The following is a 20,913-nucleotide window of genomic DNA, read 5'->3' as shown; positions in this document are numbered from 1 at the left end:
GATCAGTACACGTCGCGCACGTACCGCTTCTCGGCCACGAGCTGCTTCTTGAAGGCCAGCGCACCCGCCTCGTCCAACTTTCCGTGGATCTGCGCGATCCGCAGCAGGGTGTCGTCGACATCCTTGGCCATCCGGGCGGCGTCACCGCAGACGTAGAAGTGGCCGCCGTCGCGCAGCCACGACCACAGCTCGGCGCCGTGCTCGATCATCCGGTGCTGGACATAGACCCGCTCGCGCTGATCGCGAGAGAAGGCCAAGTCGAGGCGGGTGAGGAAGCCGGAGCGGAACATGTCCTCGAGCTCGGCGCGGTAGTAGAAGTTCTGGGCGGCGTGCTGGTCGCCGAAGAACAACCAGTTGCGGCCGGTCGCGCCGATGGCCCGCCGCTCGTGCAGGAATCCGCGGAAAGGAGCGATACCGGTACCCGGCCCCACCATGATCATCGGGGCATTCGGATCCAGCGGCGGACGGAAATGCGGTGCCCGCTGCAGAAAGATCGGGACCTCGGTGGTGCCCCGGTCGGCCAGGAACGTCGAGCACACCCCACCACGCCGCGCCGAGGTGCCCACCGGATCGCCGTAGCGGACCACGCCCACTGTCAGCTGCACCTCGTCTGGGGTGGTCAACGGGCTCGAGGAGATCGAATACTGCCGGGGCTGCAGCTTTTTCAGTGCTCCCAGCCAGTCGACGAGATCGGTCCGCACCGGGAAGTCGCGCAGCACATCGACGGCCTGGCGGTCCCATAGGTAAGAGGCGAGCTCATTGCGGTTGTCGCGCCGCAGCAGCTTGGCCAGCTGCGGGTGTGGGTTGCGCTCGCCGATGAAGCCGAGCAGATCCTGGCTCACCTTGGTGATGTCGTAATGCGTACGCAGGGCATCGGTGAGCGTGAGTTCGCGGTCGTCGACTTCGATCGTGCGCCGACCGTCGAGCCCGGTGCAGGCGAGCCATTCGTCGACGAGGTCGGGGCAGTTGGCGGGCAGCACGCCCAGCGAATCGCCTACTTCGTATCCGGCATCGAGGTCGTGGAGGTCGAAACCGAAGCGGCGCACCTCTTTCGGCGAACCGGGCGCGCTCAGGATCTCGTTGCGCATCAGGGTGGCGCGGACCGGGGACTGGCGGGTGAACGGAGCGGCGGTGGTGCGCTGCGTCCTGGAGGGGGCCGGCGCGAGCTGCCGGTCGAGCACGGTCGTGCCACCGCGCCCGGCGGGTGACGGCATCATGTGGGACGAGTTCGTTTGCAGGACAACACCATGGGTGCCGAGCGGGTCTCGGCCATTCGTTGCGCCAACGAGCGAACCGTCGCGCCCTCGTGCGGCACCGCCTGCCGGACCGCCGCCGTCGGGTGATCCGCTGATGACCGCGACCAGAGCATCATCGAGCCACTGATCGGCGACATCGGCGAAATCGGGTTCGCTGTCGACCCTCGGCAGCAGTCGCTTAGCGCCGCGTTCGGCGAACAGTGTGTCGAGTTTGCGGCCATGGCCACAGAAATCGTCGTAGGAGGAGTCGCCGAGCGCGAATACCGCGTAGCGAACGCCGTTGAGGCGAATGATGCTGTCTTCGAGCCTGGTCCAGAAGTCGGCACCGTTGTCCGGCGGCCCACCGTCACCGAACGTGCTGGTGATGATGAGGACGTCACCGGTGATCGAGGTCAGCTCGCACGAATCCATATCGAGCAACGACGGCGTGAGACCGGCTTCCGAGAGCCGGGCCGCGACGGTGGCGGCCAGTTCTTCGGCATTGCCGGTCTGGGAGGCCCACAGCACGGTGACCGGGTGGGGCGCTGGGCTGTCGGTCGCTTCGGCGGCGACGGCGCCGACATTGCGGGAGTACATGCCGGCCAGCAGACCGTCGACCCACAGGCGTGACTGTGTCGACAACGGTGCGCTCACCGGCAGCACCGGCTGCCCGGTCACCGGCAGCGATTGCAGGGCGGCGAGATAACCGCCGAGGTAGATGCGTTCGGTCTCGCTGAGCGTGGGCGAGGTCCCGGCATCGAGGCCGAGAATTCCGGCCAGTGGATGCGCGGCCGGTGGGGCGGGCAGCTGTGCGGGCTGGGCGGGCGCGTGCTCGGGAGTGGCGGCGGGGCCGACCCGGCGCAGCGCCACCGCGCACGCCTTGAACTCCGGCTGCAACGAGGCCGGATCCACCGCGTCATTGGTCACCGCGTTGATCGTCAGATATTCGCCCTGTTCGTCATTCCAGTGGAAGGGAGCGAAACAATCACCAGGTCGCACCCGGTCGCTGATGCGCACCGGCAGCACAGCCCGGCCCCGGCGCGACGCGATCTCGAGCTGATCGCCCGGCTTCAGATCGAGTCGTTCGGCATCGGTGGGATGCACTTCGACGAACGGTTCCCCGGTCAGCTTGGTCAGCTTGGTCACCTTGCCCGTCTTGGTCATGGTGTGCCACTGATGTTGCAGCCGACCGGTATTCAGCAGGAAGGGGTAGTCGTCGTCGGGCAGTTCGGCGGCGGGCAGATGGGGACGAGGGAAGAAGACCGCGCGCCTACTCGGGGTGGCGAACGCGAGCCGCGGGGTGGTGCCGTCATCCGCCACGTGCAACGGCTGATGGGTGCCGTCGTTGACATAGCGGATCGGGTTGCGCGGTGTGTCGGCGTCCTTGCACGGCCACTGCATCGGGCCTTGCACCAGACGCTCGTAGCTCATACCGCTGAGGTCGTAGCCGGTGGCGGGATTGGTGAACTGCCGCACCTCGTCGAACACCTCGGCGCTGGAAGTGAAGTCGAAGCCGGGGAAACCCATGGCCGTGGCGACCTGGGCGATCAGCAGCCAGTCCGGTCGCGCGTCGCCGATCGGGTCGACCGACTGTTGCAGCAGGGTGACGTTGCGCTCCGAATTCACCATCACCGCATCAGCTTCGGCCCACAGCGCGGCGGGCAGCAACAGATCGGCGTAGGCATTGGTCGCGGTCTCGGCGTAGGCATCCTGCACGACGACCAACTCGGCCGCTTCGAGACCCGCGATCACGGTTTTGCGATTGGCCACGGTGGCAACGGGATTGGTGCAGATGATCCACGCGGCCTTGATCTCGCCGTCGGCCAGGCCGCGGAACATGTCGATGGTGCCGGGGCCCGACTCGGTGCGCAGGGTGCCCTCGGTCAGGTCCCAGGCGGTTTCGACGAAGGTGCGGTCGGCGGGGGAGAGCAGGCTGCGCTGGCCGGGCAGACCGGGGCCCATATAGCCCATCTCGCGGCCGCCCATGGCGTTGGGCTGGCCGGTGAGCGAGAAGGGCCCACTGCCCGGCCTGCAGATGGTGCCGGTCGCCAGGTGCAGGTTGACCAGGGCATTGGTGTTCCAGGTGCCGTGCGTGGACTGATTGAGCCCCATCGTCCACAGCGACATCCACTCGCCCGCCTCGGCGATCATCGTGGCCGCGGTGCGGATATCGGCCTCGGCCAGGCCGGTCAACTCGGCGACGCGGGCCGGGGGATAGTCGGCGAGGAACTCGGGCATCGCCTCCCAGCCCTCGGTGTGTTCGGCGATGAACGCGGTGTCGATCGCGCCGTCGGCGACCAGCAGGTGCAGCAGTCCGTTGAGCAGGGCGAGGTCGGCACCCGGTGCGATCTGCAGGAACAGATCGGCGCGGGCGGCGGTATCGGTGCGGCGTGGGTCGACCACGATCAGCTTGGCGCCTGCCTTGAGCCGGTCGGCCATGCGCAGATACAGGATCGGGTGGCAGTCGGCCATGTTCGCGCCGCTGACCAGGAACAGGTCGGCGTGTTCGAAATCGTCGTAGGAACCGGGCGGACCGTCCGCGCCGAGCGATTGTTTGTAGCCGGTGCCCGCGCTGGCCATGCACAGGCGCGAGTTGGCTTCGATGTGCTTCGTCCGCAGGTAGCCCTTGGCCAGTTTGGTGGCCAGGTACTGGGCTTCCAGCGACATCTGTCCGGAGACGTAGAGGGCGATCGCGTCGGGGCCGTGCTCGTCGAGGATCGTGCGCAGGCGGGTGGCCGTTTCGTGCACGGCCTCGTCGACCGGCATCGGGACCGGGACCTGGCCGCGTTCGGGGCGCCGGTAGGCGGTGTCCATCCGGCCGGGTGCGGCCATCATCTCCGCGTGGGTGGCGCCCTTGGTGCACAGTCTGCCCGCGTTCGCCGGATGCAACTTGTCGCCGCTGACCTTGGCGATCAATCGCGCACCAGACTGATCAGTCTTTGTCTGGACGTTTATGCCGCAGCCGACGCCGCAATACGAGCACTGTGTACGCACAGTGTCCGTGCCGCGGCCATCCGCTTCGCCTGTCATGACTCGATCATCCGCATCGGTCGTTGCGCTCGATTTACCGAACGTTATGTCCAGGTGACAATCGACCTCACAAGTCGAAATCCAGACTGTGAGGGCTCGGCCCGGATATCACCCCTGATCAGGGCGCATTCCGAGCGGCGGGCAGGTAACCGCGGACGAACCGGGGTGACGGGACTCACCCCGGCTGTCGAGGGCGTTTCAGCTCAATTTGTAGCCGCGGTGCAGCGCCACCACGCCACCGGTGAGGTCACGCCACTGCACCGAGTCCCAGCCGGCGTCCGCGATCCGGCGGGCCAGCCTGCGCTGGTTCGGCCACGCGCGGATCGACTCGGCCAGGTATACGTACGCGTCCGGGTTGGAACTCACCGCGCGCGCAACCCGGGGCAGGGCCTTCATCAGGTACTCCATGTACACGGTGCGGAACGGCCCGAACACCGGCGTGGAGAACTCGCAGACCACCACCCGTCCGCCCGGTTTGGTCACCCGCAGCATCTCGCGCAGTGCCACATCGATGTCGGCGACATTGCGCAGCCCGAACGAGATGGTCACCGCGTCGAACGAATCGTCGGCGAACGGCAGGGCCATCGCATCGCCCGCCACCATCGGTACCTGCCGGAACCGGCCCGCCGAGAGCATGCCCTGGGAGAAGTCGGCGGCCACGCACCAGGCACCGGACTTGCCGAGCTCCACTGTCGAGACGCCCGTGCCTGCGGCCAGGTCGAGGACCCGCTCGCCGGGCCGCAGCCCGAGGGCACGTCGCGTCGCCCACCGCCAGTACCGATCCTGGCCGCCGGAGATGACCGTGTTGGTGAGGTCGTAGCGCTTCGCCACACCGTCGAACATCGACGCGACCTCGTGGGGTTGCTTGTCCAGCGAAGCCCGAATCGGTTCTCGCTGCTCTGTTGTCGCCACGAACCGAGCTTAGAGTTTTTTCGCCGCGATAGCGCGGGTGGGTTTCACCACTCAGGCCGACCGTGGCAATCGCGCGCGCATCCCGGTGACATCGGCGTAGTGGCCCATCAGCTCGGTGCAGACCGCGGGCCAGGTGCGGTGCAGCACCGACTTGCGTGCCGCCGCCGCGAACAACCCGCGCTGCCCGGCATCACGCAGGGCCGACACCGCGCTCGGCAGCAATTCCGTGAACCGGTCGACCGGCAGCAGGTACCCGTTGCGGCAATGGGAGACGAGGTCACGAGGCCCACCGGCGTCGGGCCCGATCACCGGCACGCCCGAGGACAGCGCTTCCTGCACGCCCTGGCAGAACGTCTCGTGCTCGCCGGGATGCACCATCACGTCCAGGCTGGCGTAGTGCGTGGCCAACTCGCTGCCACCCAGCTCGCCGGTGAACACCGCGTCCGGCATCAACCTGCGCAGTCGTGCCCGTTCCGGTCCGTCGCCCACCACGACGAGCTGGATCGACGGGTCACCAGCCAGCGCGGCCAGCCGCTCCACGTGCTTTTCCGGCGCGAGCCTGCCCACGAACCCCACGACGAGTCGCTCACTCGACCCCAGCCAGCTCGCCCGCAACTCGGCACTGCGCGCGGCCGGGTTGAACCGGGCGATATCCACGCCACGGCCCCACCGATGCACTCGCGGGATGCCGTGCTCGGCGAGGTCGTGCGCGGCCGCCGACGACGGCGCCAGCGTGCGGGTAGCGCCCTCGTGAATCCGGCGCGTCCATGCCCACGCGGCCCGCGCGGCCAACCCGAGCCCGTAGCTCTTGGCGAACCCCGCCACATCGGTCTGATACACCGCGACGGTCGGCAGATCCAACCGCGTCGCCGCGGCGAGCCCGCCGGCGCCGAGCAGAAACGGCGAGGCCAGGTGCACCACATCGGGATCGAAATCGGCGATGGCCGCGGTGATTCCCGGTTGCGGCAGACCCACCGGCAGCGAACTCACCTTCGGCACCATCATCGCGGGCACGCGGTGCACCGGGAAGCGGCCGTGAAAACGTGGCGCCGGTGGGGCGCCGCGCAGGGTATCGGGCGCCACGATCATCGCGTCGTGTCCGTGCTGGTCCAGGTGGTCCAACACCCGAAGCACGGAGTTGACGACGCCGTTCATGTTCGGCAGGAAAGACTCCGAGACGATGGCTACGCGCACTCTCTCAGGGTGACCGCCACACCGCGCGCCACACCCACACCGACGTGAAGCCGGGACGAACAGCAAGCGAAGTTACAACTCGCGCTGCTTGCGGCGCACGATCCACAGCACCGGCAGAGCCATCGCCCATGCCACGAAGATCACCGACGCGGCCGGGATGATCGCCACCCGCGCATCGCGCCCGGCCACCCGGACCAGGTCGGGATCGCGCGTGCTGTACTCCACGTTGATCCGTTGACCAGCGGTCAGGTTCGTCGGATACAGGATGCCGACCTTCGGATTATGGGTCACGCTGTCGGGCGTCACGTAGGTCACCGCCGAGCGCAACCGGCCCGCGGAAAGCACTTCGCCGGAGGTCACGCCGCGATGGCGCTCGATCTCGAAATCGTTGCGCCAGGCCGCGAGTACCAGCAACACCATCAGCACGCTGACCACGGCAGCCGCACCGACCACCCACACCCGAACCCGTCGCAGGCGCTTGTTCCGCCGCTCCGACAGGCTGGATTCCGACACCCGCCACACAGTACCGGCTGTTGTCCCGGCGGCTGGTGCCGCTCCGGAACGAGGCGACCGAGAACCACGGACTGCCGCAGCCGGGCACAGCGAATACGCCTAGCATTTTCGGCATGTCCCGCAAATTCAGCTTCACCGTGCCCTATACCGTCCCGGTCGAAGAGCTTCACCGGGCACTTGTCGACGATGCTGTCTGGCAGGCCCGTTTCGCCGCCGCCGAGACCGCGACCATCGAACTCTCCCATCCCGACGGCCCCGACTCGATCACCATCCATATGACCGAAACACCAGGTAAGGACAAGGTCCCCGCCCTCGTGCGCAAGGTGCTCAAGAGCGATCTCGTGCTGGTGCGCACCGACAACTGGCAGTCGCTGCAGGGCGAGACCGCCAAGGGCAGTTTCACCGGCAACACCAGCGGCATCACCACCGAGATGTCGGGCACCTACGAACTGCGCCCCACCGCCGAAGGCAGCGAAATCGAGGTCGTCGGCACCGTGAAGGTCAAGGTTCCCCTGGTCGGCGGCGCCATCGAGCCCTTGGCCGAGCAGCTGCATCAGCGCGTCCTGCACAGTGAACGCAAGTTCATCGAGAACTGGTTCGCCAAGCTCTGAGCCGGTGCGACGGGTGCCGCTCCGGCGAGCGGCACCCTCGCCTCAGCCGCGATTCTCGACCAGAACCAGCCAGTTGCCCGAGTTGTCGCGGATGATCGCCTCGGTGCCGTACGGGCGTTCGGACGGTGGCTGGATGAACTCGACCCCCTTGGCCGTGAGTTCTTCGTAGGTCTTCTGGCAGTCGGCGGTGCGCAGCCCGAGGGCGCCGTGGGTGCCGTCGGCCAGTGCCCGCCGGATCGCGTCGGCGAGGTCGTCGGTGAGCGGTGGCCCCGGCACCATCAGCGTCACCTCGAGCTCGCGATGATCGGGGTGGGCGATGGTGACCCAGCGGAACCCGTTGTCGCCCATGCTCACATCCGCGGATTCGACGAAGCCGAGCTTGTCGATGTACCACTGCTTGGCGGCGTCCTGATCGGTGACGTACACGGTGACCAGGGAAACGTTCGTGATCGGTGTCATGGTTGCAGGCTATGGCCGCGCGGTGTCATCCGGCTTCTCCGAAATTGCGGTGTCGTGGCGGACGCGGTCGGAGAGCCCGTGCATGAAGACGTAGCAGCCCGGAATGTGCGGCGCCCCGTCGGCGAATTTCGCCTGATACTCGCTCGGCGTGACCCCGACGAGCTGACGGAACTTGGCGCTGAACGAGCCGAGGCTCGAATAGCCGACCATCATGCACACCTCGGTGACGGTCAGGTTGGTCGACCGCAACAGATCCTGCGCCCGCTCGATCCGCCGTTCGGCCAGATACACCGCCGGTGTGCGCCCGTACACAGCGGCGAACGCGCGCAGGAAGTGATACTTGGAAACACCTGCGGCGCGGGCGAGTTCGTCCAGGTCGAGCGGTTCGGCGTACCGCCGGTCGACCAGGTCGCGAGCCTTGCGCAGGTGCGGCAGCAGGGCGAGCACCGGACGACGCCCCGCCCCGCTCACGACGCTCGCCCGCGCTCGGTCATCAGCTGAACGGCGGGAGTTCGTCGGCACGCAGCGAGGCCCGTCCCGCGGCACGCCAGGCGCGGGCGGTGAGGTCGAGGTCCTCGTCGGTCACCAGATTGCCCATCACTCGAACCGCCGTGCGCTGCAGATACTTCGAGCGCATCACCGGCGGCCCACCGAACGGGACCATCCTCGGCTGGGTGGCCAGGCCGGCGAGCCTGCGCGCCACCGAGAAGGTGCGTCCGTAGTGATCACGCAGCAGTTGCGGCCACGCCCGGCTCAGATCGGGCTCGTCGAGCAGGTCGGCGAGCATGTGCCCGCCCTCCAAGCCGTAGTCGATGCCTTCGCCGTTGAGGGGGTTCACGCAGCCGGCGGCGTCACCGACCAGCACCCAGTTCGGACCCGCCACGTTCGAGACCGCACCGCCCATCGGCAACAGCGCCGAGGCCACCGCGCGCAGTTCGCCCTCGAGTTCCCATTCCTCGCGGCGAAGCCGGGTGTAGTGCTCGAGCAGCGGCTTGAGCGCGACGTGCGAGGGCCGGGCCTCGGTGGCCAGCGAGCCGACGCCGATGTTCACCTCACCGTTGCCGAGCGGGAAGATCCAGCCGTAGCCGGGAACCAGTTCGTCGGCGGCGTTGCGCAGTTCCAGGTGCGAGGAAATCCACTGGTCGTCGCTCCGGCCGGACTTGATGTAGGCGCGGGCCGCCGTGCCGTAGGCGTAGCGGCGATGCCAGGTACGGCCCAACTGCTTTCCGACGGGGGAGCGCACGCCGTCGGCCACCACCAGCACCCGGCAGCGCACCGTGTGGGTGTCCTCGCCGATACGCACCGTCACCCCGGTGACCTGCTCGCCTTCGCGCAGCACCTCGGTGACCTTCGCGCCGTCGACCATCCGCGCACCGGACTTGATCGCGGTCTCGCGCAGTTTGTCGTCGAGTTCGGTTCGTGGAACGGCACTTCCGTAGGTGGGGAACGACCCGCCCGGCCACGGCAGCAGCGATTCCTTGCCGAACCCCGCCATCCGCAGTCCGTGGTTCACCGTGTGCGCGCGCAACCATTCGCCCAGACCCAGATGCTCCAGTTCGGCGGTGGCGCGCGGCGTCAGCCCGTCACCGCACGTCTTGTCGCGCGGGAAAACCGCCGAATCGAGCAGCAACACATCGCGTCCGGCGCGCGCGGCCCAGGCCGCCGACGCGGAACCGGCAGGCCCGGCCCCGACCACCAGTACCTCGACGGTGGCAGGCAGGGGAGCGCGGTCGGCAGGGGTGAGATCCGGTGAACCCATGGCTCAATACTGGCACTGTCGGCCGCTGTGCGAGAGTGTCGGGTACACCGGGAATTGTCACTGTGTGACGGGGTTCATCGGCCATAGTGCCGGAACACGCTAGGTTGCTACCCGTCGGGGTCGGACGCATCGCTGGGAGAAGATAATGAGCACATCGGCTGTGAGCGACGAGAGCACCGTGGTTGCCGGGGTAGATCTTGTCGATCCCGAACTCGCTGTCATCGTGCGCGACGGACTGGCCGCGGTCGAGAAACTGCTCGTCGACGAACTCTCCGACGGCGCGGAATTCCTGCAGGAAGCCGCGCTGCACCTGGCCAGGGCGGGCGGCAAGCGGTTCCGGCCGCTGTTCACCGTGCTCACCGGCCAGCTCGGCCCCAATCCCACCGATCCGGCGTTGATCACCGCGGGTACGGTCGTGGAACTGGTGCACCTCGCGACGCTCTATCACGACGATGTCATGGACGAGGCGTCCCAGCGCCGCGGTGCGGAGAGCGTCAACTCGCGGTGGGGCAACAGCATCGCGATCCTGGCAGGCGACTACCTGTTCGCCCATGCCTCGCGCCTGACCTCCACCCTCGGCCCCGACGCGGTGCGCATCATCGCCGAGACCTTCGCCGAGCTGGTCACCGGCCAGATGCGGGAAACCATGGGCGCCAAGCAGACCCAGGATCCCGTCGAGCACTACCTGCGCGTGGTGTGGGAGAAGACAGGCTCGCTCATCGCCGCCGCGGGCCGCTTCGGCGGCACTTTCTCCGGTGCGGGCCTCGAGCATGTCGAACGCCTGGCCCGCCTCGGCGACGCCGTCGGCACCGCCTTCCAGATCTCCGACGACATCATCGACATCTCGTCCTCGGCCGAGCAGTCGGGCAAGACGCCGGGCACCGACTTGCGCGAAGGGGTGCACACCCTGCCGGTGCTCTACGCCCTGCGCGAGATCAGCGCCGACGGCGACCGCCTGCGCACCCTGCTGGCCCGCCCACTGGAAACCGATGCCGAGGTCGACGAGGCACTGGAACTGCTGCGCCGCTCACCCGGCATGGCGCTGGCCAAGGAAAAGCTCGCTGAATACGCCGACCTCGCCGACACCGAACTCGCGGCCCTGCCGGCAGGCCCCGCCAACGACGCCCTCACCCGGCTGGTCCGCTACACCATCGAACGCGTGGGCTGAGACGGAAGGTCGAGGCGTCTTCTCCTCGGAACTTTCGGCCCTCGATTCGCGTTGCTCATTCATGCCCAATGGGATCAAAACCTTCGGTTTGATGGTTGGGATGTCGGCGCTGATCGTCGCCATCGGGGCGATGTTCCGCAGTCCGACGATCCTCATCATCTCGATCGTGCTGGCCGTCGGCATGAACGCCTACGCCTACTTCAACAGCGACAAGCTGGCGTTGAAGGCGATGCACGCGCAACCGGTGAGCGAACTCGAGGCGCCGGTCATGTACCGGATCGTGCGCGAACTCGCCACGACCGCGCGCCAGCCGATGCCCCGGCTCTACATCAGTCCGACCAGCGCCCCCAACGCGTTCGCGACCGGCCGTAACCCGCGGCACGCCGCGGTCTGCTGTACCAGCGGCATTCTGCAACTGCTCGATGAACGGGAACTGCGGGCGGTGCTCGGGCACGAGCTGTCCCACGTCTACAACCGCGACATCCTGATCTCGTCGGTTGCGGGCGCGATGGCCTCGGTCATCACCGGCTTGGCGAACATGGCGTTCTTCGCGAGCTCGTTCGGCAGCAGAGACGGAAACGGCCCGAACATCATCGGGGTGCTGTTGGTCTCGTTGCTCGGCCCGATCGCGGCGGGCCTGATCAAGATGGCGGTCTCACGATCGCGGGAATACCAGGCCGATCAGTCCGGGGCCGAACTCACCGGCGACCCACTGGCCCTGGCCTCGGCCCTGCGCAAGATCGAACGCGGCGTGCAGGCGGCCCCGCTGCCGCCGGACCCGAAGATCACCAGCGAATCGCACCTGATGATCGCCAACCCGTTCCGCGCGGGCGACCGCGTGGCCCGCTGGTACTCCACCCACCCCCCGATGGACGAACGAATCAAGCGCCTCGAAGACCTGGCCAGGGGCGATACCCATCAGCACTGATCGCCACGGTTCGCGGCCCGCCTCGCGGTCGAGGGCCGAGACGGAACGCCGCAGGCGCAGTATCGGTCCTCGACCGTGAGGCACACAGGTGCCGCGAACCCGCGGCACCAACCGCTGAATTATCTGTAGTTGACGAACTGCAGGGCGATGCCGAAATCCTCGCCCTTGAGCAGCGAGATCACTTCCTGCAGATCATCACGCTTCTTGCTGCTCACTCGCAGCTCCTCGCCCTGGATCTGCGCCTTCACGCCCTTGGGGCCCTCGTCGCGGATCTTCTTCGAGATCTTCTTGGCCTTCTCGGTGTCGATACCCTGCACCAGCGTGCCGGTGATCTTGAACACCTTGCCCGAGGGCTGCGCCTCGCCGGCGTCGAACGCCTTGAGCGAGATATCGCGACGGATCAGCTTCTCCTTGAAGACGTCGAGCGCCGCCTGCACCCGCTCCTCGGCATTGGCGGTCAGCACGATGGCTTCCTCGCCCGACCACGCGATGGACGCATCGGTGCCTTTGAAGTCGTAGCGCGAGTTCAGCTCCTTCTCCGCCTGATGCAGAGCGTTGTCGACCTCCTGGCGATCGACCTTGCTCACGACGTCGAATGACGAATCAGCCACACTGCGCTCCTGTCCTGTGAAGGTCCGGCGAACTCCGGCCGGGGTTCTACCGGCCACCGAGACAGTTGTACCCGCATAGGCGGCCAACCGGTGCTCGCAGGGGGTCTGTGCAGGCGTTTTGATAGTCCGGGTGGGTACGTTGTAAGCTGCTCAGCGCACCGGAAACGGCGCACACGGCAGATTGCCCGAGCGGCCAATGGGAGCGGACTGTAAATCCGTCGGCTTATGCCTACGTAGGTTCGAATCCTACATCTGCCACCTCGAACCCCGTCGATCATGAAGATCGGCGGGGTTCTTTGGTTCGAGGGCTCGCCCGGCGCGCAGCCGAGGTAGCCTCGTGAGAAACCGCGTGCCAGACTGGTTTCGATGTCGTGAAAACGGGCCTTGAGCTGCCGATTTGGTGGTGTCGGGTGCGAGTGTGTAATCTCGTTCAGGACGCCGGAGCACGGGGTCACGCTGATCGGCTTGCCGATACAGACTCTGTGCCACGTTGTCATGCCCCCTTAGCTCAGTCGGTAGAGCGTTTCCATGGTAAGGAAAAGGTCAACGGTTCGATTCCGTTAGGGGGCTCGCCGGATTGCCGGTGGTGAGCGGCTAACCGCGGCATCATCGGGATATTAGTCCGCCGTGGCGGTGTAGCTCAGTTGGTAGAGCAAACGACTCATAATCGTTGTGTCGCCGGTTCAAGTCCGGCCATCGCTACCAATTTCAACTCAGCCCAGACCGGAAAGAAGGCAAATCGTGGCCGCGAAGTCCACCGATGTCCGGCCAAAGATCACCTTGGCCTGCGACGAGTGCAAGCACCGCAACTACATCACCAAGAAGAACCGGCGTAACGACCCGGATCGCCTCGAGCTCAAGAAGTTCTGCCCCAACTGCGGAACCCACCGGGCGCACCGCGAGTCGCGCTAGTTTTCAACAGCATCTGCCGAAGGCCGGACGAGAGTCCGGCCTTTGTGCTTTTCCCGGTAAGTTCATGCGAAGTTCGGGGCCGATACACTACTCGGACAGGTCACGTTTTGCACCGGTCGACTTCGGTGCTGTCTTACAGGTGAGTAAGGTCCACGTTGTGACAGTGAACACCGGAACTCACGAAGCGGTCCCTGCCGCAGCCGCCGAATTCGATCCCGCCGCCCACGCGGCGTCGATGGTCGGCCACCACTATCGCGTCGACGACTACTACGAGGTCGGCCGCGAGAAGGTGCGCGAATACGCCCGTGCGGTGCAGGACTATCACCCGGTGCACTGGGAAGAGGACATCGCGCGCGAGTACGGCCACCAGGGCCTGGTCGCCCCGCTCACCTTCATCTCCCTGGTCGGCATCCTCGCCCAGCGCAAACTGTTCGAACAGATCGTGACCGGGTACGACCTGAGTCAGATCATGCAGACCGACCAGATCCTGGAGTTTCACCGCCCGATCAGGGTCGGCGACCAGTTGACCTGTGATGTGTATCTGCATTCTTTCCGCCAGGCTTTCGGCGGCGACATCATCGTGACCAAGAACATCGTCACCGCCCAGGACGACGAGTTGGTGCTCACCACCTACACCACCCTGATCGGCCGCAGCGGCGGTGACATCGACCCACGGATGTCGGACGCGGTGCGCAATGTGCTCATGCACGGCCTCGGCGACGAGGAGCCCACCCACCACGCACCGTCCGAGCTTTCCGTCGGCAGCGCCGTCGACCCGGTCACCAAGCAGCCGGAGCCGACGGTCAGCGTGCACGCCCTGTCCTTCGACAGCGTGTCGGTCGGCGACGAGCTGCCCCCGCGCGTGGCGCGGCTCACCCGTGGCGACCTCGTCAACTACGCGGGCGTGTCCGGCGACGCCAACCCGATCCACTGGAGCGACGAGGTCGTGAAGCTGGTCGGCCTGGACAACGTGGTCGCGCACGGCATGCTCACGATGGGTCTCGGCGGCGGTTTCGTCACCTCGTGGCTGGGCGATCCCGGTGCGGTGAAGGAATACAACGTCCGCTTCACCAGCCCGGTCTATGTCGGTTCCGACGTCCCGGCCGAGGTCGAATACACCGGCAAGGTGAAATCGGTCGACCCGCAGACCCGCACCGCCGTGGTCGCCATCACGGCGAAATCGGCGGGCAAAAAGATCTTCGGTCGCGCCACGGCAACCGTTCAGCTGTCCTGACCTGGTCGAGTGTCCCGGATTGGCGATAACCGCGCGCGGTGACGTATAGTCGGGTCTCTGGGGTCATGAGGTGCTGCGCGCTGATCTTCCCGAGGGGTTAACCCCTCATGGAAGCGGCGCGCGTGTTGTGTGACACTGGAGACAACCGAATATCGAATGTGGTTGGGCACTACAGCTCAGGCTGGTCCAACCGAAGGGGCGTAGCTCAATTGGCAGAGCAGCGGTCTCCAAAACCGCAGGTTGCAGGTTCAAGTCCTGTCGCCCCTGCCCTGAATGCCAGCGACGAGAGAGGATCGACGTGAGCGACGAGCGGGATACTCGCGAAGACGGCGAGGACACCGCCGCTGCCACTCGACCGAGTGGCAAGCGGTCTGCTCGTCGTGTGCGCGCGTCGGATGCTCCGGCAGACAACGGCTCGGTGGCCACGCTGGATCGGCCGTCGGCATCGCGGAAGGCAGATAAGTCTGCCGGCACGGGCAACCCGTTCAAGCGGCTGCTCAAGTTCCTGCGAGAGGTCATCGCGGAACTGCGCAAGGTGATCTGGCCCAACCGGAAGCAGATGGTCACCTATACGACCGTCGTTCTGGTGTTCGTGGTCTTCATGGTCGCGTTCATCGCCGGGATCGACGTAGCGTTCGTCAAGGGTGTCGACTGGCTGTTCGGCTGATCGCCGACACCCACGCCGGTAGCCGATCGCGGGCCGGAACGGCGGAGTGTGCCTCCGCGCGCCCGACCCAGAGGATGTACGTGACGACACAGGAAGCGAGTGCCTCAGTGAGCACCCCGGAGAACGACACCAACGACGAGTTCCCGGTTGACGACACTGTCGTGGCGGAAAACGCCACCGACGAGGTCGAGGCCGCCGAGCTCGCCGACACCGACGAAGCCGCTGCCGAAGAGGCTGTCGTCGACGAAACCGTGATCGAAGAAGTCGCCACCGAGGATGACCCCGAGGCCGACCCGATCGAGTCGATGAAGACCAAGCTGCGCCGCGTGCCCGGCGACTGGTACGTCGTGCACTCCTACGCGGGCTACGAGAACAAGGTCAAGACCAACCTCGAGACCCGTGTGCAGAACCTCGGGCTCGAGGACTACATCTTCCAGGTCGAGGTGCCGACCGAAGAGGTCACCGAGATCAAGAACGGCCAGAAGAAGAACGTCAACCGCAAGGTGCTGCCGGGCTACATCCTGGTCCGGATGGAACTGAACAACGAGTCGTGGGGCGCGGTTCGCAACACCCCCGGCGTCACCGGCTTCGTCGGCATGACCGGCGGTGGCCCCGGCGCCAAGCCGACCCCGCTGACCATCAACGAGGTCGTGAAGTTCCTGGTCCCGGCCGGTGCGCAGGCGCAGAAGAAGGCCGCCGCGGCCGCCGCCGGTGGTTCGGATGCCGGTAGCTCGGCTTCGGGCAAGCCCACCATCGAGGTCGACTTCGAGGTCGGCGAGTCGGTCACCGTCATGGACGGCCCGTTCGCGACCCTGCCCGCGTCGATCTCCGAGGTCAACGCCGAGCAGCAGAAGCTCAAGGTGCTCGTGTCGATCTTCGGTCGCGAGACCCCGGTCGAGCTGAACTTCACCCAGGTCTCCAAGATCTGAGTTTCACCGCTTTCGCGAAACGGCACCGCTCATCGGCGGTGCCGTTTCGCGTTTGTGCTGGTCGCCACCCGATTGCTAGGTCATGACCTATGTCAAGTAGAGTGTGATGGTTCGTGTTCTGACTTCCCCGCAGTACCTGTCGGGGCCTAGTCGTGCGCGGATACGAGGCTTACGGCAACCGTAAGGAACCGAACCCCAGAAAGCCAAGGAAGAAAGATGCCCCCCAAGAAGAAGAAGCTCGCCGGGATCATCAAGCTGCAGATCCAGGCCGGCGCAGCCAACCCGGCACCGCCGGTCGGCCCCGCGCTCGGTCAGCACGGCGTCAACATCATGGAGTTCTGCAAGGCGTACAACGCCGCGACCGAGTCGCAGCGTGGCAACGTCATTCCGGTCGAGATCTCGGTGTACGAGGACCGGTCGTTCGACTTCAAGCTGAAGACCCCGCCTGCCGCTCGTCTGCTGCTCAAGGCCGCCGGTGTGCAGAAGGGCTCCGCTGAGCCGCACAAGACCAAGGTCGCCAAGGTCACCATGGACCAGGTCCGGGAGATCGCCAAGACCAAGGCCGAGGATCTCAACGCCACTGACATCGATCAGGCCGCGAAGATCATCGCCGGTACCGCGCGTTCGATGGGTATCACCGTCGAAGGCTGAGCGAATCTCGCTCCATGTGGGAGGGCCGGCCAGGCCCGACAACCACATCTGAACCCGAAACTCTAAGGACAGAAAATCATGGCAAAACGAAGCAAGGCGTACCTCGCCGCTGCTGAGAAGGTCGATCGCGACAACCTGTACTCCCCGCTGGCCGCCACGCGCCTGGCGAAGGAGACCGCGACCACCAAGACCGACGCGACCGTCGAGGTCGCCGTCCGTCTCGGCGTGGATCCCCGCAAGGCCGACCAGATGGTCCGTGGCACCGTCAACCTGCCGCACGGCACCGGTAAGACCGCTCGCGTCATCGTGTTCGCCGCGGGCGAGAAGGCTTCCGAGGCCGAGGCCGCGGGCGCCGACGCCGTGGGCGCCGAGGACCTGATCGAGCGGATCCAGGGCGGCTGGCTCGACTTCGACGCCGCGATCGCCACCCCGGATCAGATGGCCAAGGTCGGCCGCATCGCGCGTGTCCTCGGCCCGCGTGGTCTGATGCCGAACCCGAAGACGGGCACCGTCACCAACGATGTGACCAAGGCCGTCAACGAGATCAAGGGCGGCAAGATCAACTTCCGCGTCGACAAGCAGGCCAACCTGCACTTCGTCATCGGCAAGGCGTCCTTCGACGACGCCAAGCTGGTGGAGAACTACGGCGCCGCGCTGGACGAGATCCTGCGTGTGAAGCCGTCGACCGCCAAGGGTCGCTACGTCAAGAAGATCACGGTTTCGACGAACACCGGACCGGGCATCCCGGTGGACCCGAACCGCACCCGCAACCTCCTCGACGAGGATGCGTGAGCTTCGGCTGACCGCTAGCTCCTAGAGCAACCGCGAGGGTGGGAACGCACTGCGTTCCCACCCTCGCGGCGTTTGTCAGGACTGTTCGGGAGTCTTGTCCCGCCAGCCGAGCAGCACCGACTCACCGCTCTGCGGCTTCCACGGCAGGAAGACGGCCACGATCACCGCGCACACCAGCACCGCGCCGGTGGCGACCAGCGAGGCAGTATGCGCGCCCTGCAGCGTCGCGGTCTTCATGGCGACGATCAAGTTCTCGCGTTGAGTCTCGAAGAACGGCGCGAGCTCGCGCTTACGCAGTTCCAGCACGCTGAGTGGACTGGCCTTGACCAGGCTCTTCTCGTTGTCGTTCATGATTCCCATCGGAATCGCGTCGATGCGGGCGCCGATCCGGCTGGTGTAGTACGAGGCCACGATCGACCCGAGCACCGCGACGCCGAGGGTGCCGCCGATCTCGCGGGTCGTGTCGTTGACGGCCGAGCCCGCGCCCGCCTCGTCCAGTGGCAACGAGGACATGATCGACTCGGTGGCCGGTCCCTGCACGATGCCGAGACCCAACGCCATCAGCACCATCGAGGGCAGCACGCCGATCAGGTAGCTGCTGTCGACGGTCACCTGTCCGCCCAGGTAGAGACCCGCGCCGATGAGCAGCAGGCCGATCACCAGTACCGCGGTGGTGCCGACCCGTTGCGCGAGCAGCGTCGCGACCGGTGCGCCGATCGCGACCGAGACGGCGAACGGCAGTGAGGCGATACCGAATTCGAGCGGGGTGTATTCACGCACGCCCTGGAAATACTGGGTGATCAGGAACAGGAATCCGAACATCGAGAAGTAGCCGATCGCGATGGCCAAGGCGGGCAACGAGAATCGGCGATTGCGGAACAGTCGCATATCGAGAATCGGTGCGGCGGTGCGCAATTCCCACGTGACGAAGCCGGCGAGCATGGTGGCGCCGAGGGTGGCGGTGCCGAGCGTGGTGAGGGAGAGCCAGCCGTTGTGCGGTGCCTCGATGATCGCCCACACCACCAGCGTGATGCCCGCGATCGAGAGGCCGATGCCGACCAGGTCGATCTTGCCGACCTGCGCCGCGCGCGATTCCGGCACCCAGATCAGGGTCGCGATCAGGGCGATCAGTGCCACCGGCACATTGATCCAGAACACCGAGTGCCAACTGAAGTGTTCGAGTAGCCAGCCGCCGGAGATGGGCCCGATCGCGATGGCGAAGCCCGCCATGGCTGTCCAGGCGGCGATGGCGAGTGCGCGTTCGCGACGGTCGGTGAAGATGTTGATGATCAGGGCGAGGGTGGCGGGGAAGACGGCCGCGGCGAAGATGCCCATCGCGGCGCGGGCGGCGATGACCTGGGTCATCGAATCGGCGAGTGCGCCGCCGACCGACATCACCGCGATGCCGACGAGGCCGACGATCATGATGCGACGGCGCCCGTAGCGGTCGCCGAGGTTGCCCGCGGCGAGTAGTAGTCCGGCGAAGGTCAGGGTGTAGGCGTCGACGATCCATTGCAGGCCGGAGACGCCGGTGGCGAGTTGGACGCCGATGGACGGCAGCGCCACGTTGACGATGGTGTTGTCGAGTACTACCAGCAGTTCTGCCAGGCAGATGACGACTAGCGCGATGAATCGCTGCGGGCGTCGGCCCAGCAGCACTGGTGGAGCGACTATGGAGGTTGCCATAGCATTGGAGTGAACCAGGTTACTGTCACCGCGCGTAACACCTTTCCCCTGGGATTCCGGCCACATTCGACTGTCGAATGTGAGCTGGGACACATGAATTCGGCCCGATTCGAGGGTTTCCGACCCGTTTTGGCAGATGGGGGTAGGTGCAGGTACAGTGGTCAACGGTCATGCGGGATGTGCATACATCGTCGAAGACCACACCCATTCGTTCTACCGAAGACCGTTGGTCGTTGACGCCGAATTTCACGGTGTCGATCGAAGGTCCGGCGACATTGCCGGCGACCCACGCAGGGAGAGCTGAGGCCGAAGTTATTTGCGCCCCGGTACGCCTTGCGTCCGGGGCGTTCGTTTTGTCGCCGGCCCCTGATTCGGTAGTGCACCAACGAAACCGACATCAGAGAGGAGGCGAAGTATGGCGAAACCTGAAAAGGTCACCGCTGTCGCGGAGATCGCGGAGCAGTTCAAGAACTCCACGGCCACTGTTGTCACGGAATACCGTGGCCTGTCGGTCGGCAAGCTCACCGAGCTGCGTCGTGCGCTCGGCGCCGACGCCACGTACTCCGTCGCCAAGAACACCCTGGTCAAGATCGCTGCCGGCGAAGCCGGTGTGGCGGGTCTCGACGAGCTGTTCGTCGGCCCGACCGCTATCACCTTCATCCAGGGTGAGCCGGTCGATGCCGCCAAGGCGCTCAAGCAGTTCGCCAAGGACAACAAGTCCCTGGTCATCAAGGGCGGATACATGGACGGCCGCGCGCTGTCCGTGTCCGAGGTCGAGCGCATCGCTGACCTCGATTCGCGTGAGGTGCTGCTGGCCAAGCTGGCCGGTGCGTTCAAGGCCAAGCCTTCGCAGGCTGCCGCCCTGTTCGCGGCTCCCGCTTCGCAGGTCGCCCGGCTCGCCCAGGCGCTGCTCGAGAAGCGCACGAGTGCCGAAGGCGCTCCTGCTGCCGAAGAAGCACCCGCGGCTGACGCCGAATAAGACATCTATTACCCGCCTCGGGGTGCGTATGCGCTGCGAGGTACACCACGAAAGGAACCACCATGGCAAAGCTGAGCACCGAAGAACTGATCGGCGCCTTCAAGGAGCTGACCCTGCTCGAGCTCGCTGAGTTCGTCAAGGTCTTCGAAGAGACCTTCGACGTCACCGCCGCTGCCCCCGTCGCGGTCGCCGCCGCCGGTGGCGCTGCTGCGCCGGCCGACGCCGCCGAAGAGCAGGACGAGTTCGACGTCATCCTCGAGGGTGCCGGCGACAAGAAGATCCAGGTCATCAAGGTGGTCCGTGAGATCGTCTCGGGCCTGGGCCTGAAGGAAGCCAAGGACCTGGTCGAGGGCGCCCCGAAGCCGATCCTGGAGAAGGTCGCCAAGGATGCCGCCGAGGCCGCCAAGGCGAAGCTCGAAGAGGCCGGCGCCAAGGTTTCCGTCAAGTAATTCGGAACCAGTGCTGTTGTTGTGAACGGGCGGTCCTTTCCGGGCCGCCCGTTTGCTATTTGTCCGGACATGCGAAAGTGATCCGGGTCGTAGGAACCGCGCCAGGTTACTCTTCAGTCATGTAGGGGTGTGCCCCGTCTCACTGATGGGTTACAGTGACCGGACCCACAGAGTCGTAGCGCACCGCCGTGATG

The 20,913-nt window shown here is 66.1% G+C and carries 20 protein-coding genes and 4 tRNA genes; 15 read left to right on the top strand and 9 right to left on the bottom strand.

The window, feature by feature from the left end; all coding sequences use genetic code 11:
- Positions 1-2: 2 nt before the first annotated feature.
- The 4 genes from OHS03_RS25220 to OHS03_RS25205 form a co-directional block, all read right to left on the bottom strand.
- Entirely contained in the window at positions 3-4,265 is a 4,263-nt protein-coding gene (locus OHS03_RS25220) for a bifunctional nitrate reductase/sulfite reductase flavoprotein subunit alpha (RefSeq protein WP_328657511.1), read from the bottom strand.
- A gap of 198 nt (positions 4,266-4,463) precedes the next feature.
- Positions 4,464-5,177, bottom strand: coding sequence for a demethylmenaquinone methyltransferase (locus OHS03_RS25215; RefSeq protein WP_328657509.1), 714 nt, complete (start codon positions 5,175-5,177; stop codon positions 4,464-4,466).
- A 51-nt stretch (positions 5,178-5,228) separates the two neighbouring features.
- On the bottom strand, positions 5,229-6,371 hold the full coding sequence (locus tag OHS03_RS25210) for a glycosyltransferase family 4 protein (protein WP_062988848.1): 1,143 nt from the start codon (positions 6,369-6,371) through the stop codon (positions 5,229-5,231).
- Between the two features lie 72 nt (positions 6,372-6,443).
- Positions 6,444-6,884 carry a DUF3592 domain-containing protein gene (locus tag OHS03_RS25205; protein ID WP_328657507.1) on the bottom strand — a complete coding sequence of 147 codons (441 nt, stop codon included), beginning with the start codon at positions 6,882-6,884 and terminating at the stop codon, positions 6,444-6,446.
- A 113-nt stretch (positions 6,885-6,997) separates the two neighbouring features.
- On the opposite strand from OHS03_RS25205, the gene OHS03_RS25200 reads away from it, so the two are divergent.
- On the top strand, positions 6,998-7,495 hold the full coding sequence (locus OHS03_RS25200; RefSeq protein ID WP_328657506.1) for a DUF2505 domain-containing protein: 498 nt from the start codon (positions 6,998-7,000) through the stop codon (positions 7,493-7,495).
- 42 nt (positions 7,496-7,537) lie between these two features.
- Here the strand turns inward: OHS03_RS25200 and OHS03_RS25195 are convergent, their stop codons facing one another.
- Genes OHS03_RS25195 through OHS03_RS25185 form a run of 3 tightly spaced genes read right to left on the bottom strand, consistent with a single transcriptional unit; the run spans position 7,538 to position 9,713 of the window.
- Entirely contained in the window at positions 7,538-7,954 is a 417-nt protein-coding gene (locus OHS03_RS25195; protein ID WP_062988852.1) for a VOC family protein, read from the bottom strand.
- A 9-nt stretch (positions 7,955-7,963) separates the two neighbouring features.
- The gene (locus OHS03_RS25190) at positions 7,964-8,425 is read right to left on the bottom strand and encodes a helix-turn-helix transcriptional regulator (protein ID WP_328657504.1); all 462 of its coding nucleotides are present in this window, start codon (positions 8,423-8,425) and stop codon (positions 7,964-7,966) included.
- 22 nt (positions 8,426-8,447) lie between these two features.
- Positions 8,448-9,713 (bottom strand): geranylgeranyl reductase family protein, encoded by a 1,266-nt coding sequence (locus OHS03_RS25185; protein WP_328657502.1) that lies wholly within the window; start codon positions 9,711-9,713, stop codon positions 8,448-8,450.
- 145 nt (positions 9,714-9,858) lie between these two features.
- On the opposite strand from OHS03_RS25185, the gene OHS03_RS25180 reads away from it, so the two are divergent.
- Together OHS03_RS25180 and htpX are read left to right on the top strand one after the other, a co-directional pair.
- Positions 9,859-10,881, top strand: a complete 1,023-nt coding sequence (locus OHS03_RS25180) for a polyprenyl synthetase family protein (protein ID WP_301903708.1) — start codon at positions 9,859-9,861, stop codon at positions 10,879-10,881.
- 61 nt (positions 10,882-10,942) lie between these two features.
- The gene (htpX, locus tag OHS03_RS25175; protein WP_056814353.1) at positions 10,943-11,809 is read left to right on the top strand and encodes a zinc metalloprotease HtpX; all 867 of its coding nucleotides are present in this window, start codon (positions 10,943-10,945) and stop codon (positions 11,807-11,809) included.
- Positions 11,810-11,928: 119 nt separating this feature from the next.
- Here htpX and OHS03_RS25170 read toward each other — a convergent pair whose 3' ends face one another.
- The gene (locus OHS03_RS25170; protein ID WP_056814350.1) at positions 11,929-12,420 is read right to left on the bottom strand and encodes a YajQ family cyclic di-GMP-binding protein; all 492 of its coding nucleotides are present in this window, start codon (positions 12,418-12,420) and stop codon (positions 11,929-11,931) included.
- 175 nt (positions 12,421-12,595) lie between these two features.
- Here OHS03_RS25170 and OHS03_RS25165 point away from each other — a divergent pair.
- The 10 genes from OHS03_RS25165 (at position 12,596) to rplA (ending at position 17,605) form a co-directional block, all read left to right on the top strand.
- Positions 12,596-12,678, top strand: a tRNA-Tyr gene (locus OHS03_RS25165).
- A gap of 239 nt (positions 12,679-12,917) precedes the next feature.
- Positions 12,918-12,990 (top strand) — tRNA-Thr (locus OHS03_RS25160).
- Between the two features lie 59 nt (positions 12,991-13,049).
- A tRNA-Met gene (locus OHS03_RS25155) sits at positions 13,050-13,125 on the top strand.
- A 36-nt stretch (positions 13,126-13,161) separates the two neighbouring features.
- Positions 13,162-13,332, top strand: coding sequence for a 50S ribosomal protein L33 (gene rpmG / locus OHS03_RS25150; protein ID WP_056814348.1), 171 nt, complete (start codon positions 13,162-13,164; stop codon positions 13,330-13,332).
- A 163-nt stretch (positions 13,333-13,495) separates the two neighbouring features.
- Entirely contained in the window at positions 13,496-14,566 is a 1,071-nt protein-coding gene (locus tag OHS03_RS25145) for a fused (3R)-hydroxyacyl-ACP dehydratase subunits HadA/HadB (protein ID WP_328664392.1), read from the top strand.
- 194 nt (positions 14,567-14,760) lie between these two features.
- Positions 14,761-14,833 (top strand) — tRNA-Trp (locus tag OHS03_RS25140).
- A 31-nt stretch (positions 14,834-14,864) separates the two neighbouring features.
- Positions 14,865-15,233 (top strand): preprotein translocase subunit SecE, encoded by a 369-nt coding sequence (secE, locus tag OHS03_RS25135; protein WP_062988858.1) that lies wholly within the window; start codon positions 14,865-14,867, stop codon positions 15,231-15,233.
- A 107-nt stretch (positions 15,234-15,340) separates the two neighbouring features.
- On the top strand, positions 15,341-16,162 hold the full coding sequence (nusG, locus tag OHS03_RS25130) for a transcription termination/antitermination protein NusG (RefSeq protein ID WP_062988970.1): 822 nt from the start codon (positions 15,341-15,343) through the stop codon (positions 16,160-16,162).
- A gap of 216 nt (positions 16,163-16,378) precedes the next feature.
- Positions 16,379-16,813, top strand: coding sequence for a 50S ribosomal protein L11 (gene rplK, locus OHS03_RS25125; RefSeq protein ID WP_056814343.1), 435 nt, complete (start codon positions 16,379-16,381; stop codon positions 16,811-16,813).
- A 78-nt stretch (positions 16,814-16,891) separates the two neighbouring features.
- The gene (gene rplA, locus OHS03_RS25120) at positions 16,892-17,605 is read left to right on the top strand and encodes a 50S ribosomal protein L1 (protein ID WP_056814341.1); all 714 of its coding nucleotides are present in this window, start codon (positions 16,892-16,894) and stop codon (positions 17,603-17,605) included.
- A 75-nt stretch (positions 17,606-17,680) separates the two neighbouring features.
- Here rplA and OHS03_RS25115 read toward each other — a convergent pair whose 3' ends face one another.
- Complete coding sequence (locus OHS03_RS25115) at positions 17,681-19,291, bottom strand: MFS transporter (RefSeq protein WP_328657500.1); 1,611 nt, start codon at positions 19,289-19,291, stop codon at positions 17,681-17,683.
- 415 nt (positions 19,292-19,706) lie between these two features.
- Here OHS03_RS25115 and rplJ point away from each other — a divergent pair, with 415 nt between their 5' ends.
- Entirely contained in the window at positions 19,707-20,270 is a 564-nt protein-coding gene (rplJ, locus tag OHS03_RS25110; RefSeq protein ID WP_062988862.1) for a 50S ribosomal protein L10, read from the top strand.
- Between the two features lie 62 nt (positions 20,271-20,332).
- Entirely contained in the window at positions 20,333-20,719 is a 387-nt protein-coding gene (gene rplL / locus OHS03_RS25105) for a 50S ribosomal protein L7/L12 (RefSeq protein WP_056814330.1), read from the top strand.
- Positions 20,720-20,913: the final 194 nt, after the last annotated feature.

It is taken from the genome of Nocardia salmonicida (assembly GCF_036142455.1).
Taxonomy (GTDB): domain Bacteria; phylum Actinomycetota; class Actinomycetes; order Mycobacteriales; family Mycobacteriaceae; genus Nocardia; species Nocardia salmonicida.
The sequence above is the reverse complement of the archived record's forward strand: the minus strand, read 5'-3'. Positions and strand labels throughout refer to the sequence as shown.